We start from the raw sequence: 14,408 nt of genomic DNA on the forward strand, positions 1-14,408 counted from the left end.
CGCACTATCGTTGACCCGTGGCCAAGAAGATCGAACCGAGTGCGCCCTCTGACGTCAATCGTACAGAGCGCGTCCTCCTCTTCATGATCCTCGCCATCGTCGTCGTCTCGGTCCTCGCGTTCTTCACGAGGTTCGTGGGCGTGGCGACGGGTGTCACCGACTTCACCGCGGGCGTCTGGCCCGCACTCACGATCCTGCCCCTCATCGGGCTCCCGATCGCCTTCGCGATGCTCCTCGCATTCGTGGTGGCGAGCGCCGTGCGTCGCAGCCGCGACTCACGGGGCACCAGACGGTAACCGCAGACCCGGGCTGCACGACGGCTGGAGGCCTCGACCATGGCTAGTGCACTCGACCTCGCAGGCGTCCTGCGCGCCATCGACGACGACGACCTGTTGCGCCGCCTCGCTCGACGGCAGGTCCGGGCGTCGAGCGTCCACGACGCCTTCGACCTCGCGGACGTCCTGCTCGAGCCGGCCAGCGTGCGCGACGCCCTCGCCCACCTCGACCGCGTCGCGCTCATCGTGCTGCAGGTCGTGCGGGTGCCGGGCGACGTCGACGCCGTGCACGAGCGCATCGACGCCGCCTTCGAGGTCGACCGCGAGACGGTGGCCGCCGCGCTCGACCGCGTGGACGAGGCCTTCCTCGTGGTCCGCCGCGGCGACTCCGTCTCGACCCTCGACGCCGTGGGCGAGCGACTCGACGACGACCCCGCCCTGGCCCTCGAGGTCCTGATCTCCGAACGACCGCCGGTGGTGCTCGAGACCGTCCTCGACCAGGCCCGCGACGACGCCGACGCCCGCTCGGCCGAGCGGCTGTACGCCGTCGTCATCGAGGTCGCCGAGATCCTCCGTGCCCTCGAGCAGTCACCTGCCCGCGAGCTCGCGAAGGGGGGCCTAGCCCTGCCCGAGTCGAGGCGCCTCGCCGAGGCCGCCCGCATCGACGTCGACGACGTGGCGACCGTGCTCGCCATCGCCGTGCGGGCCGGGTTGGCCGCGCCGAGCCCGGACGGCTGGGTCGTGGCCGCCGACGCGACCGACTGGCTCCGCGCCTCCTGGCCCGACCGGTGGCAGACGCTGACGCGGGCCTGGCTCGCATCGCTGCCGACCGAGATCCTCGCGGTGCTCGAGCAACGCGTCGACACGTCGTGGGGACTGCCGCTGCGCGAGTTCTCCGACTGGTCCTACCCGGCCGGGGGCAGCTGGATCACCGAGCGCATCGCCGCGTTCTCGCGCAGCGCCGAGGTGCTGGGCCTGACCTCCGACGACACCCCCACCTCGGCGGCCGTCGCCCTGTTCCGCGAAGGTCCGGCCGCCGCCCGCACCCGGGTCGCCGCCCTGCTGCCCGACGCGGTCGAGCAGGTCTACCTGCAGCACGACCTCAGCGTCGTGTCGCCCGGGCCCCTGTCGCCCGCCATCGACGCCCGGCTCCGCGTCATCGCGGTGGTCGAGAGCGCGGGCCTCGCGGCCACCTACCGCATCACCGAGGGCGGACTGCAACGGGCCCTGAGCGAGGGCGAGTCCGCCGATTCGCTGCGCGAGTTCCTCGGCGGCATCTCGTCGACGGGCATCCCCCAGCCGCTCGACTACCTGATCCAGCAGAGCGCCGAACGACACGGGCGCTACCGCGTCCGCGCGATCGCGCCGGGCGGCGCCCCCGCGGGCGTGCCGGGCGACGCGCTGTCGCTCGTGGTCGCGGACGACCGCGCGAGCCTCGACACCCTCGAGGTCGACCAGTCGCTCTCGCCCCTCGCACTCACCCGGGTCGACGCGACGACCGTGGCGAGCCGGTTCGAACGCGACACCGTCTTCTGGTCGTTGAGCGACGAGCGCTACCCCGTCGTCGTGGTCGACGAGGGCGGTGCCGAGGTCGTCCCGCCGTCCCGACGCCGACCCCGGCGACCGGCCCCGATCGAGACGCGTGACCCGCTGCGCGAACTCGTCCAGCGCCTGCACACCGACGCCGGGTCCGGTGACGAGTCCACCGACCGTGCCTGGATCGCCCGCCAGCTCGACGCCGCCGTGAAGGGCCGTCTGACGGTCACCATGACGGTCGCGATGCCCGACGGCAGCACCACCACCCTCGACATGGAGCCCACCGGCATCGGCGGCGGACGCGTCCGCGGTCGCGACAAGAAGTCCGACGTGGAGCGCACGCTGCCGCTGAAGAACGTGGTGGCGGTCGCGAGTCGCGACTGAGGCGGGCGGCCCTCGTCGGCCGAGCCGCGCCTCCTCGTCCTGTCGGGCGGGCGCCGACCGGTGCCCGGCTGTGAGAGCCGGGACCGGGCGCGCCTAGACTCGACCCTCATGACCGGACCCCTGATCGTGCAGAGCGATCGCACCGTCCTGCTCGAGGTCGCGCACGAGCAGGCGGAGGACGCGCGGCACGACCTGAGCGTCTTCGCCGAGCTCGAGCGCGCTCCCGAGCACGTGCACACCTACCGCATCACCCGCCTCGGACTGTGGAACGCACGGGCGGCCGGGCACAGTGCCGACGACATGCTCGGCACGCTCGAGAAGTACAGCAAGTTCCCGGTGCCGCAGAGCGTCAGCGTCGACATCGCCGAGACCGTCGCCCGCTACGGCCGCATCGTCATCGAGCGCGACGGCGACCAGTTGCTGCTGCGCGGCACCGACAGCTCCGTGCTGAGCGAGGTCACCCGGGCCAAGAAGGTCGGCGAGCTGCTCGGCGTCAAGCGGGCCGACGACCTGTGGGAGCTCCTGCCGTGGGCGCGCGGCGAGGTCAAGCAGCAGCTCGTCAAGCTCGGCTGGCCCGCCGAGGACCACGCCGGTTACACGCCCGGCACCCCGCACGCCATCGACCTCGACGAGAGCGACTGGCACCTGCGCGACTACCAGCAGAAGGCGATCGACAACTTCTTCGAGGGCGGCTCGGGCGTCGTCGTGCTGCCCTGCGGCGCCGGCAAGACCCTCGTCGGGGCCGGGGCGATGGCAGCCGCCGGCACCACCACTCTGATCCTCGTCACGAACACCGTCTCCGCGCGACAGTGGCGGGACGAACTGCTCAAGCGCACCTCCCTGACCGAGGACGAGATCGGCGAGTACTCCGGCTCGGTGAAGGAGGTCAAGCCGGTCACCATCGCCACCTACCAGATCCTCACGGCCCGCCGCGGGGGCAAGTACACCCACCTCTCGTTGCTCGACGCGCTCGACTGGGGCCTGGTCGTCTACGACGAGGTGCACCTCCTGCCCGCGCCGGTCTTCAAGCTGACGGCCGAGCTGCAGGCCCGCAGGCGCCTCGGCCTCACCGCCACCCTGGTCCGCGAGGACGGCCGCGAGAGCGACGTCTTCAGCCTGATCGGCCCCAAGCGCTTCGACGCCCCGTGGAAGGAGATCGAGGCCCAGGGCTTCATCTCGCCGGCCTCGTGCTACGAGGTGCGGGTCGACCTCCCCCAGGAGGCGCGGCTCGAGTACGCGGCCTCCCCCGACGACGAGCGCTACCGGCTGGCCGCGACGGCCCCGGCCAAGCTCGACGTGGTCAAGCACCTCGTGGCCCGGCACGACGGCGAGCAGATCCTCGTCATCGGCCAGTACCTCGACCAGCTCGACGAGCTCGCCGCGGTGCTCGACGCCCCCACGCTGACCGGCAGCACGGCCATCGACGAGCGCGAGCGCCTCTACCAGCGCTTCCGCGACGGCGACCTCAAGGTGCTCGTCGTCTCGAAGGTGGCCAACTTCTCGGTCGACCTGCCCGAGGCGACCGTGGCCATCCAGGTGAGCGGCTCGTACGGGTCGCGGCAAGAAGAGGCACAGCGACTCGGTCGTCTGCTGCGGCCGAAGAAGTCGGGCTTGCCGGCCTCGTTCTACACGCTCGTCAGCCGCGACACGGTCGACCAGGACTTCGCCCAGAACCGTCAGCGGTTCCTGGCCGAACAAGGCTACAGCTACACGATCCTCGACTCGCCGGTGGTCGCCGCGTGAGCGACGCCACGGACGCCGACCTCCCCCTGGGCGACGACGAGCTCTGGCGCGACAGCCTGCGAAGGGTGTTCGCGGCCGATCAGGCCCCGTTCGCGACGTTCGGTCCGCTCGTGGCCTCCCTCGACCACGACGCCATGGAGTTCCGCGGCCAGGTCGCCCGGTTCGCCGAGTGGGACCCGTCCGTCGTCGTGTCGGTCGCCCGCACCTACGAGGTGCAGGGCGGCCTCCACGCGGGGGCGACCCTCAGCATCGTGACCTGGAGCCCCGATCCCGAGGTGATCGAACGCAGCGACCTGCTCGCCGGGTCGCCGGTCAAGGACCACCTGTTCGCCGGCCTCACCGCGATCGGCGCCACCGACGACGCCTCCGAGGCCCAGGTCGTCGCCGCGTCGGTCGAGGAGTTCCCGGGGTGGCAGATCACCCGGGCCTCGGGCTACACCGCGGTGCTCGAGCGGCGTGAAGGCGTCGACTTCACGCTGGCCGTGCCCGACGAGCTGCTCGAGTTGACGACGCGCGTCGCCCTGGTGCCCAACGTCGAGTGGTCCGCCCCCGACGCCTGAGCGTCCGCGTCCGCGATCATGCGTCCCGCTGTCTCGGCCACCTGAGGGCTGCCGCTCCGGCAGCGTGCGGGTGGCGTGCCTCCGGCTCACAGGAAACACCGAGGAGGCGCGCAGATACTTGGGCGCATGAGTGACGGCCCCAAGATCCTGATCGTCGACGACGAACCGAACATCCGCGACCTGTTGACCACCAGCCTGCGTTTCGCCGGCTTCGCCGTCCGTGCGGTCGGCAACGGCGCGCAGGCGATCTCGGCGGTCCTCGAAGAAGAACCCGACCTGATCATCCTCGACGTGATGCTGCCCGACATGAACGGGTTCGGCGTCACCAAACGCCTCCGCTCGTCGGGCTACACCTCGCCGATCCTCTTCCTCACGGCGAAGGACGACACCGAGGACAAGATCACGGGCCTCACGGTCGGCGGCGACGACTACGTCACCAAGCCCTTCAGCCTCGACGAGATCGTCGCGCGCATCAAGGCGATCCTGCGTCGCACGATGAACGAGGACGAAGACGCCATCATCCGTGCCGGTGAGCTGACGATGGACCAGGACACCCACGAGGTCACCATCGGCGAGACGGCCATCGAGCTCAGCCCCACCGAGTTCAAGCTGCTCCGGTACCTCATGCTCAACCCGAACCGCGTGCTGTCGAAGGCCCAGATCCTCGACCACGTGTGGGAGTACGACTTCAACGGCGACGCCGGCATCGTCGAGAGCTACATCTCGTACCTGCGTCGCAAGCTCGACCAGTTCTCGACGGAGCCCATCATCCAGACCAAGCGGGGCTTCGGCTACATGCTCAAGGCCACGAAGGCCTGACCACCAGCCCTGGTGCGTGAACACGACGACGCCCGACCGCCCCGAGCGGTCGGGCGTCGTCGTGCGTGCTCCGACGGGCGGGATGCGCCCAGCCGGTTCCGCTAGCGTCTGTCCTCATGCACGCTCGCCTCTCGCAGTGGTGGAACGAGATCTCCATCCGCACCAAGATCACCGGCATCACGGTGACCCTGGTCACCCTCGGCCTCGTCGTCGCCGGCCTGGGAACGATGACCGTCCTGAGCACCTACCTCATGGGTCAGGTCGACACGTCCCTGCGGAACTCGGCGACCAACTTCACCAGCGCCTCGTTCGACCAGGCGGACTCCCGCTCGTGCACCGTGAACTTCGCGGGCCTGACCAGCAGCTACGTCGCGATCCTCGACGACGAGGGAGACCTCATCTGCGACACCCGTTCGCAGCTGTCGAGTGCCACCGACGCCCCCGACCTCACCGGCGTCGGCGTCGCCGGTGCTCCCCTCGACGAGGCCTTCAACCGGTACAACTCGAGCCGCGACAACGAGTGGCGCCTCTTCGCCCACGCGGCCGCCCTGCGCTCTACCGATGCCCAGGGCAGCGTGACGACAGTGCCCGCCGTCATCGTGGCCGGAACTAACCTGGCGGGCACCAATGCGACGATCGGGCGCTTCGGCGGCATCTTCCTGGGGTTCGGCCTCTCGGTCGTCGTGCTCGGCGCCGCCCTCACCCGCCTGCTCGTCACGTCGACCTTCGCGCCGCTGCGTGACGTCGAGGCCACGGCGGCCCGCTTCGCCGACGGCGACTTCACCCAGCGGCTCGACTCGACGACGCCGAACACCGAGGTCGGGCGTCTGAACCGATCCCTCAACACGATGCTCAACCGGATCGACAGCGCCTTCGACGACCGGGCCAAGACGATCGACCAGATGCGCCGCTTCGTCGGCGACGCCAGTCACGAGCTCCGGACGCCACTCGTCTCCCTCCGCGGCTACGCCGAGCTCTACCGCATGGGTGCCCTGACGAAACCCGAGGACGTGGCCCAGGCCATGGACAGGATCGAGAAGGAGGCCATCCGCATGGGCGTCCTGGTGCAGGACCTGCTCGCCCTCGCCCGTCTCGACGAGTCCAAGCCGCTCGAGCTCGGCCCCGTCGACCTCGTCCAGCTCGCCCGCGACTCGGCCCTCGACACCATGGCGTCGAACCCCGATCGCGACATCGACGTGATCGTGCTCGAGCCCGTCCTCGCGCCGTCGCCCACCCCCGCCGACGGCGACGAGACCCCGGCCGACGGACGTTCCCCCGAGACGGCCTCGCCCGCCGCGAACACCCCCGCGACGGGCACGGCGCTCACGGGCGCAGCCGTCGGCGCGACGAGCCCGATCTCGTTCGCGGGCGCGACCCTCGCGCGCCTCCGCAGCCTGAGGGCTCGGGCCGTCCGCAACGGCGACACGGCGACGGCCGCCCAGCTGCAGGACGAGGTGCAGAGGTTCGAGGCCCCGGCCATCGTGCACGGCGAAGAGAACAAGATCCGTCAGGTGATCACCAACCTGATGGGCAACGCCATGCGGTTCACCGAGCCGGACAGCCCGATCGAACTCGTGGTGCAGTCCGACCCCGGACGCGGTGTGGCCACCGTCGCCATCGTCGACCACGGCGAGGGCATCCCGCCGCAGATCCGCGAGAAGATCTTCCAGCGGTTCTGGCGTGCCGACTCGTCCCGCACGCGGGACACCGGTGGCAGCGGCCTCGGCCTGGCCATCGTCTCGGGCATCGTCGCGGCCCACGGCGGCTCGGTGGACGTCGACGACACCCCCGGCGGTGGAGCCACCTTCCGTGTCGCCCTGCCGCTGATGCCCGCCGACGCCGTCATCGCGGCCGAGCCCGCCGGCGTGACCGCCTAGCCCGACCGGCACGGCCGGCACCCCGTGCCCTGGACACGACGCCACGACGTGGGCACTGCACCACGTTTTCTCGTGGCGTCGTGACCACGTCCTGGCGTGTCCCACGGACGCGGAAGCGGCCGAACCACCGAGCACGAGGCGCGCCTCTCCCGCGGCGACGCCGAAGGGCGGCTCCCCCGGAGGGGAACCGCCCTTGAGCGTGTGCGCGGCGTGAGCCGCGCGGCTGCGGACTAGAAGTCCATGCCACCCGAGGGGTCGCCGGCCGGGGCCGGGTTCTTCTCGGGCTTGTCGGCGACGACGGCCTCGGTCGTGAGGAACAGACCGGCGATCGACGCAGCGTTCTGCAGAGCCGAGCGCGTGACCTTGGCGGGGTCGATGATGCCGGCGGCCAGCATGTCGACGTACTCGCCGGTCGCGGCGTTGAGGCCCCAACCGATGTCGAGCCCGCGGACCTTATCGGCCACGACGCCGGGCTCCATGCCGGCGTTGAAGGCGATCTGCTTCAGAGGAGCGTCGATCGCGACGCGGACGATGTTCGCACCCGTCGCCTCGTCGCCCTCGAGCTGCAGGTTGGCCAGAGCGGTCTTGCCGGCCTGGATGAGAGCGACGCCACCACCGGCGACGATGCCCTCTTCGACGGCGGCCTTCGCGTTGCGCACGGCGTCCTCGATGCGGTGCTTGCGCTCTTTCAGCTCGACCTCGGTCGCGGCACCCGCCTTGATGACGGCGACGCCACCGGCGAGCTTCGCGAGGCGCTCCTGGAGCTTCTCGCGGTCGTAGTCGCTGTCGGTCGCCTCGATCTCGCTGCGGATCTGACGGACGCGGCCGGCGATCTGCTCGTCGTCGCCGGCACCTTCGACGATGGTCGTCTCGTCCTTGGTGATGATGACCTTGCGGGCACGGCCGAGCAGGTCGAGCGTCGCGTTCTCGAGCTTGAGACCGACCTCTTCGGCGATGACCTGACCACCGGTGAGGATGGCGATGTCCTGGAGCTGGGCCTTGCGACGGTCACCGAAGCCGGGGGCCTTGACGGCGACCGACTTGAAGATGCCGCGGATCTTGTTCACGACGAGCGTGGCCAGGGCCTCACCGTCGACGTCCTCGGCGATGATCAGCAGCTGCTTGCCCGACTGGATCACCTTGTCGACGATCGGCAGCAGGTCCTTGATGTTCGAGATCTTCGAGTTGACGATGAGCACGTAGGCGTCCTCGAAGACGGCCTCCTGACGCTCGGGGTCGGTGACGAAGTACTGCGACAGGTAGCCCTTGTCGAAGCGCATGCCCTCGGTGAGCTCGAGCTCGGTGCCGAAGGTGTTGCTCTCCTCGACGGTGACGACGCCCTCTTTGCCGACCTTGTCGATCGCCTCGGCGATGAGCGCACCGATGGTGGGGTCGGCGGCTGAGATCGAGGCCGTGGCAGCGATCTGCTCTTTGGTCTCGATGTCCTTCGCGTCGGCGAGCAGCTGGTCGGAGACGGCCTGGGCGGCCTTCTCGATGCCGCGCTTCAGCGAGATGGGGTCGGCACCGGCCGCGACGTTGCGCAGACCTTCGCGGACGAGGGCCTGGGCCAGCACCGTCGCGGTGGTCGTGCCGTCACCGGCGACGTCGTCGGTCTTCTTCGCGACCTCTTTGACGAGCTCGGCACCGATCTTCTCGAAGGGGTCGTCGAGCTCGATCTCCTTGGCGATGGAGACGCCGTCGTTCGTGATGGTGGGGGCGCCCCACTTCTTCTCGAGCACGACGTTGCGACCACGCGGGCCGAGCGTGACCTTCACCGCGTCGGCCAGGATGTTCAGGCCACGCTCGAGGCCACGACGGGCCTCTTCGTCAAAAGCAATGATCTTAGCCATGTGTGTTTTTCGTCCCTCCCGGACGTCATGAAGCAGAAGCATTGGCACTCACGTGTCGCGAGTGCCAGCAACGATTCTGGCACTCGCCCGATGAGAGTGCAAGTGACGTGACGGGGCCCGGACGCACGAGCACGCCGTCACGGTGGACCGTGACGGCGTGCGGCATGGGAGTCGGCGCGGCGCGGCGCTCCGGCGGGCTTCAGGCGAGCCGGACGGACTCCGCCTGCGGCCCCTTGTCGCCCGTGCCGACCTCGAACACGACGGCCTGGCCCTCTTCGAGCACCTTGTAGCCGCTCATGTCGATGGCCGAGTAGTGCACGAAGACGTCCTGGCCGTCACCCTCGACGGTGATGAAGCCGTAGCCCTTCTCCGCGTTGAACCATTTCACGGTCCCGTTTGCCATGGTGTCGCTCCCCTTTTGCTGTGGTGGTACGGCGCGTGCGGTGCTGCAGGGCCGGGTCGTCGACGCAGCGACCTGCGAACCCGGACGGGACAGCGTCACTCGTGCAGAACACCAGGTCGGCGAGCCGTGAGGGGCGACCAATTCCAGATGGTAACCACGGGAAAAACGGAAAAGCGCGCCCCGACCGAGAAACACCCGCAGAAAACGAGGATTTCACCGGTTATTAAACATGGGCGTAACACGGGAGGTGCGGTGAGGGCCTGACGGGACCCGCGCCTCCTCGGATCGACGCCGCGGGAGCGGCGCCTTCAGGAGCTGTAGTCGGCCCCGAGGACGATGGTGACGGCGGCACCCGGGAAGGCGTCGCTCACCTCGACGTCGGTGATGCCGAGCTGCTGGGCGAGCCCGAGCGCCGCGGCCTCGTCGTCGGCCGCCGAGTAGTAGACGGTCGACGTCGCGACGCGCTCGCTGGCGTTGCCCTGGGTGCCGACGACCCACCCGGCGGTCTCGAGCCGCTCGGAGGCCGAACCGGCGAGCCCGGCGGTGGCCGTGCCGTTCAGGACGGTGATGGTGGTGACCAAAGGGTCGACCTGCGAGGGGTCCGTCAGCGGGGCCACCGTCGGCGAGGCCGTCGGGGTCACCGTCTCCGTCTCGGGCGCCTGGGCCTCGGCGGTGCTCAACGACGAGGGGTTCACGAACTGGAAGCTGTTGTTCGCGACCCCGAGGTAGACCACGCCGGCACCGACCAGCACGCCGACGGCCAACGCGGCCCAGGCGAAGGCGATCCAGCCGCTGCCGGGGCGCTTCTCGGCCCGGTGGGCTCCGACGCGGTCGAGGTCGGCGGGGACGTCGTCGAACCGGTCTCGGTCGAATTTCGGCATGCGTGGTCTCTCGTGGGTCAGCGGGTCGGACCGAACGAACGGGTCGATCGGGCGTCGCGGCGGGCGACTCGCAGGCGCTGCAGGCGGCCGACGAGCATGGGTGCGTAGGCCAGTGCAGCGGGTCGGTCTATGAGCGAGTTGAGCAGTTGCTGGTAGCGGACGATCCCGAGGCCGAACTCGCGACGGACGGCGGCCTCCCGGGCACCGGCGGCGGCGGGGGCGTGCTGCTCGAAGTCCAGGACGGCACGGTCGAGCTCGGACAACGCGCTCGAGCGCACGTCGTCACCTGTCGCCTTCTCGTCCATCGTCGATGCCCTCCCCTGGGTTCCGGGTCATCCTATGGGCGGCGCCCCGACCGATCGCGGAGGCCGGGGGCGTGGTCCGACAACCCGTCCACGCGCTCGGGGAGCCGCCCGGCGCCGCGAGCTGCCGACCCGCGGTCAGGCAGTGAGGTGCAGCCGCGTGCCGTGGGCGTCCCCCACGCCCAGCACCCGGCCGTCGAGGGCGAGGGCCGCGAACGCGTCGTCGGGAGACACTCCCGGGGGCACCTCGGCGACGACGTCGGTCAGCAGGTCTCGTCGTTCGTACGAGATCCACCGCGCGCCCAGCCGGCCGACCTCGTCGACGAAGGCCTGACGCCGGCGACCCGGCAGGTAGACGAGCGTGCCCGTCGAGACGACGACGAGCGTGACGCCCGTCGGGGCCTCGGCCGCGAGCGGGGCGAGACCGTCCACGGCGTCCGCCGCCACGAGACGAGGAGGCGCGGTGCGGGCGAGCGCGACGGCCCGCCCCAGCAGGTCCCGCCGATCGGCGCGCTCGGGGGGCAGCAGCGTCGCGAGCCAGGCGACCTGGTCGGGGTCGCGGACGTCGACCGGGTCGAGGTCGATCCCCGCCCGCCAGACGATCTCGGGAAGCGGGGCCGTCGGCAGCTCCGCCTCGGACCGGGCCGCGCCCTCGACGACGACGTCGATCCCGAGCTGCACCGTGCTCGACGGATCGCCCCAGCTCCGGTCGCCCGAGCGGTAGCCGTAGCGGTCGACACCGAGGCAGAGCCCGGCCGAGGCGCCGACCTCGATCAGGGCGATCGGGCCCGGCACGCGAGCCAGCGCGATCGACAGCGGCGCGCAGCGGCGCACGTCGTTGGTCTGGGTGAGCCGTCGGCCGAGTTCGGCCACGACGTCGTCGGAGCGGGCGAGCAGCCAGGGCCGCAGCACCGACCAGGCGCCGTGCGGCGCACCCAGCCACCGGCAGACCGCGAGGACGAGGACGGGCTGGCGCCGCGCCTCCTCGGCTCGATCGACGACGGCGAGCGCCGCCGGATCACCCGCGACGCCCCGCGCGAGTTCTGCCTGCGACGGCGACCCCTCGCGGTCGAAGGCGAGGGCCGCGGCCAGGAAGCGGTCGGAGGTGCTCACGAGCAGGAGTCTGACAGCCCGGTGGGGGCCCGGGAATCGTGCACCGGCCGACCGTGTTGAATGAGGAGTCCCGACAAGCAAGGAGATCATCGTGGCGTACAAGATCGAGAAGACCGACGAGCAGTGGCGCGAAGAGCTCGACGCCGAGCAGTACTCCGTCCTGCGGGAGGCCGCCACCGAGCGCCCGTGGACGGGTGAGCTGCTCGACGAGAGCCGTGCCGGCGTCTACGCCTGTGCGGCGTGCAGCGCCGAACTGTTCAAGAGCGGCACCAAGTTCGACAGCGGCTGCGGCTGGCCCAGCTTCTACGAGTCGGTGAACCCGGACGCGGTCCAGCTGATCGAGGACAACTCGCTCGGCATGACCCGCACCGAGGTCCGGTGCGCGAACTGCGGTTCGCACCTCGGCCACGTGTTCCCCGACGGTTTCGGCACGCCGACCGGCGACCGTTACTGCATGAACAGCATCTCGCTCGACTTCAAGGCCGCCGAGTAGTGAGCGCCGTCGCCGACGCCGCCCGACGTCGTCGGTCGCGGTCGAAGGTCACCGACGTCGCGCCGACGCACGAGCAGTTGCTCGACGCGGTGCGGTCGGCGGCGACGGTGGCGGACCACTCCGAGCTGAGGCCCTGGCGCCTGATCGAGTTCCGCGGAGACGACCGGCTCGTCGTGGGCCGGTCGCTGGCCGACGCGGGTGGGGCCGAGGGCCACGCCCGCGACAAGCTCACGCAGAAGGCGCTGCGGGCGCCGCTGATCGTCGCCGTGGTCGTCTCGCCCCGCGACAGCCGCAAGGTGCCCTACTGGGAACAGGAGTCCGTCGCCTCGGGCGTCGCGCACCTGCTGTCGCTCGTTCTCGACGACGAGGGCTGGGGCGTGTTCTGGCGTACGGGCGTCCTGACCCGCGCTCCCCAGGTGGCGGCCGCGCACGGCCTGCGCGAGGGCGAGCAGTTGCTGGGCTGGCTCTACGTGGGCGGATGCGACGGTGACGACGCCAAGCCTCGCAAGCTGCTCGACCCCGAGCAGTTCGTCAGCACGCCGTAGCGGGTCGACCGCCCTCGGCGGCACCCGGTCGCGGGTGCCGCGCCGGTCACCAGGTCTTGTGGCTGTTGCCGATCACCGTGATGGGCAGCCAGAACGACCCGGTCATCAGGACGATGCCCCCGAAGAAGACGAAGGCGTTGGGCTCGCCCGAGCCGAACGAGTAGGCGAACAGGGCGAAGCTGACGAAGAGCATGGCGAGCGAACCGAGCGCGGTCAAGATCGTGGACAAGGGGGCTCCTCAGGTCGGTGCGTCCGGCGGGCGCGGTGCGCTGCGTCTACTTCACCACTTCTCGGCCTCGGAATGCCAATCCTGCACCGACCGCATGCACCACGCCGGGTGAGGAGGCGCGGGCTGGGTAAGATGGGCGAGCCTTGCCGGCCTGGCGCAATTGGTAGCGCATCCGACTTGTAATCGGAAGGTTACGGGTTCGAGTCCCGTGGCCGGCTCTCTTCTCCCGCCGTTCCGACAAGACCCTCACGGCTCACCCCTCGAGGGCGACGAGCAGGTGACGCAGGCCGTCCGCGACGGCTGGGCGCGCCTCCTCGGGCAGGGCGGCGAGCACGGCCCGCTCGTCCGCGAGCTGGACCTCGAGCACGCGGTCGATCAGACGGCGCCCGGCCGCGGTCGGCGCGACGAAGTAGCCACGGTGGTCGGCGGGGTTCGCGGAGCGATCGACGAGGCCTGCCGCGAGCAGCCCCTTGACGCGCTTCGTCACGGCCGGCGGTGAGAGCAGGGTCTCGTCCGCCAACTGCGTCGGACTCATCGGTCCGCCGCGGCGGGTCAGGGCGGCGAGCAGGTCGAAGTCCGCGCGCCCCAGGCCGAACTCGGCCAGCAGGTCGTCGCTACGACGCTGCACGATGCGGGCGAGCCGGTTCACCCGGCCGACGACCGGGATCGCCGAGACGTCGAGGTCGGGCCGGAGTTCGCGCCACCGGTCGTGGACGTCGTCCATCACGTCTCGGAGCCCGGGATCGGTCATGCCCTTGAGCCTAGCGATGCTTCACGAGTAAAGTGATGCGCAGATAATTCACCCGTGAAGCAGTTCGACGACGAGCGCCCACGCCGCGCCGACCAGAGGACAGCCACATCACGACCACGACCCCCACCCACCGCCTGCTGCCGCACCCACGCGACCTGGTCCGCTTCGGCCCACACGACGGCGCCCACCGTCCGGCCGCCCGCGTCGCCGCGTCCGTCCTGGCACCGATGGTCGTGCTGGCCCTGATCGGCCACGTGGAGTGGACGCCCTACGCGGTGTTCGGGGCCTTCGCCTCGGCTTTCGGCCGGGGGCTGCCCCGCTTCCAGCGGCTCGAGATGCAGCTCGAGGCCGGGCTCGTCCTCGTCGCCTGCGTGGTGCTGGGCACCGCGCTGGCCGCCTCGGCGGCCCCGGTCTGGCTGCTCGTCGTCACGATCGGCATCGTGGCCGGCATCACCTCGGCCCTCTCCGACCTGCGCCGCTGGAGCCCGCCCGGGCCGCTCTTCTTCGTCTTCGGCCTGGGCGTCACCGCGTTCGTGCCCGCGACCGGGTCGACCGTCGCCGTCGCGGCCGTGGTCGCCCCGGCGAGCCTCGCCCTCGCCCTGCTCGCGTCGCTCGCGGGCGTGCTGCTGCCCGCCGGTCGTCGCGCG

15 protein-coding genes, 1 tRNA gene and 1 pseudogene are annotated in these 14,408 nt (G+C 70.8%); 10 read left to right on the forward strand and 7 right to left on the reverse strand.

The window, feature by feature from the left end:
* The first annotated feature begins 17 nt into the window (after positions 1–17).
* From IFT36_RS06565 to IFT36_RS06590, 6 genes are all read left to right on the forward strand, one after another.
* Complete coding sequence (locus tag IFT36_RS06565) at positions 18–296, forward strand: hypothetical protein (RefSeq protein ID WP_054146822.1); 279 nt, start codon at positions 18–20, stop codon at positions 294–296.
* Between the two features lie 39 nt (positions 297–335).
* Positions 336–2,195 (forward strand): helicase-associated domain-containing protein, encoded by a 1,860-nt coding sequence (locus IFT36_RS06570; RefSeq protein ID WP_200412703.1) that lies wholly within the window; start codon positions 336–338, stop codon positions 2,193–2,195.
* Between the two features lie 108 nt (positions 2,196–2,303).
* Complete coding sequence (locus IFT36_RS06575; protein WP_056043095.1) at positions 2,304–3,938, forward strand: DNA repair helicase XPB; 1,635 nt, start codon at positions 2,304–2,306, stop codon at positions 3,936–3,938.
* Positions 3,935–4,498, forward strand: a complete 564-nt coding sequence (locus tag IFT36_RS06580) for a hypothetical protein (protein WP_056043098.1) — start codon at positions 3,935–3,937, stop codon at positions 4,496–4,498. The genes IFT36_RS06575 and IFT36_RS06580 overlap by 4 nt, the downstream gene beginning before the upstream one ends.
* A 126-nt stretch (positions 4,499–4,624) precedes the next feature.
* The gene (locus IFT36_RS06585; protein ID WP_043593521.1) at positions 4,625–5,317 is read left to right on the forward strand and encodes a response regulator transcription factor; all 693 of its coding nucleotides are present in this window, start codon (positions 4,625–4,627) and stop codon (positions 5,315–5,317) included.
* 116 nt (positions 5,318–5,433) lie between these two features.
* Entirely contained in the window at positions 5,434–7,194 is a 1,761-nt protein-coding gene (locus IFT36_RS06590) for a sensor histidine kinase (protein WP_123571692.1), read from the forward strand.
* Positions 7,195–7,424: 230 nt separating this feature from the next.
* Here IFT36_RS06590 and groL read toward each other — a convergent pair whose 3' ends face one another.
* The 5 genes from groL to IFT36_RS06615 all read right to left on the reverse strand — a co-directional run bounded on the left by groL (position 7,425) and on the right by IFT36_RS06615 (position 11,743).
* A complete protein-coding gene (gene groL / locus IFT36_RS06595) occupies positions 7,425–9,044 on the reverse strand; it encodes a chaperonin GroEL (protein ID WP_043593524.1) in 1,620 nt (539 codons plus the stop codon).
* 199 nt (positions 9,045–9,243) lie between these two features.
* Positions 9,244–9,447 (reverse strand): cold-shock protein, encoded by a 204-nt coding sequence (locus tag IFT36_RS06600; RefSeq protein WP_054146828.1) that lies wholly within the window; start codon positions 9,445–9,447, stop codon positions 9,244–9,246.
* Positions 9,448–9,755: 308 nt separating this feature from the next.
* Positions 9,756–10,328 carry a LytR C-terminal domain-containing protein gene (locus tag IFT36_RS06605; RefSeq protein ID WP_200412704.1) on the reverse strand — a complete coding sequence of 191 codons (573 nt, stop codon included), beginning with the start codon at positions 10,326–10,328 and terminating at the stop codon, positions 9,756–9,758.
* 17 nt (positions 10,329–10,345) lie between these two features.
* Positions 10,346–10,633 (reverse strand): DUF3263 domain-containing protein, encoded by a 288-nt coding sequence (locus IFT36_RS06610; RefSeq protein WP_056043106.1) that lies wholly within the window; start codon positions 10,631–10,633, stop codon positions 10,346–10,348.
* 135 nt (positions 10,634–10,768) lie between these two features.
* Positions 10,769–11,743, reverse strand: coding sequence for a DUF2332 domain-containing protein (locus IFT36_RS06615; RefSeq protein WP_200412705.1), 975 nt, complete (start codon positions 11,741–11,743; stop codon positions 10,769–10,771).
* 91 nt (positions 11,744–11,834) lie between these two features.
* Here IFT36_RS06615 and msrB point away from each other — a divergent pair, with 91 nt between their 5' ends.
* Together msrB and IFT36_RS06625 are read left to right on the forward strand one after the other, a co-directional pair.
* On the forward strand, positions 11,835–12,236 hold the full coding sequence (gene msrB, locus IFT36_RS06620; RefSeq protein ID WP_043593533.1) for a peptide-methionine (R)-S-oxide reductase MsrB: 402 nt from the start codon (positions 11,835–11,837) through the stop codon (positions 12,234–12,236).
* Positions 12,236–12,781 (forward strand): nitroreductase family protein, encoded by a 546-nt coding sequence (locus IFT36_RS06625; RefSeq protein WP_200412706.1) that lies wholly within the window; start codon positions 12,236–12,238, stop codon positions 12,779–12,781. Before msrB ends, IFT36_RS06625 begins: the two co-directional genes overlap by 1 nt.
* A 46-nt stretch (positions 12,782–12,827) precedes the next feature.
* On the opposite strand, the gene IFT36_RS06630 is transcribed toward IFT36_RS06625, so the two are convergent.
* On the reverse strand, positions 12,828–13,010 hold the full coding sequence (locus IFT36_RS06630) for a hypothetical protein (RefSeq protein ID WP_055974590.1): 183 nt from the start codon (positions 13,008–13,010) through the stop codon (positions 12,828–12,830).
* A gap of 145 nt (positions 13,011–13,155) precedes the next feature.
* Here IFT36_RS06630 and IFT36_RS06635 point away from each other — a divergent pair.
* Positions 13,156–13,228 (forward strand) — tRNA-Thr (locus tag IFT36_RS06635).
* A 35-nt stretch (positions 13,229–13,263) separates the two neighbouring features.
* On the opposite strand, the gene IFT36_RS06640 is transcribed toward IFT36_RS06635, so the two are convergent.
* Positions 13,264–13,761: a MarR family winged helix-turn-helix transcriptional regulator gene (locus IFT36_RS06640; protein WP_082460032.1), complete on the reverse strand. Its 498-nt coding sequence runs from the start codon at positions 13,759–13,761 to the stop codon at positions 13,264–13,266.
* A 227-nt stretch (positions 13,762–13,988) separates the two neighbouring features.
* On the opposite strand from IFT36_RS06640, the pseudogene IFT36_RS06645 reads away from it, so the two are divergent.
* Positions 13,989–14,408, forward strand: a pseudogene (locus IFT36_RS06645) (FUSC family protein); the annotation flags it as partial.

The sequence above is a fragment of the Frigoribacterium sp. CFBP 13605 genome (genome assembly GCF_014839405.1).
Lineage (GTDB): Bacteria > Actinomycetota > Actinomycetes > Actinomycetales > Microbacteriaceae > Frigoribacterium.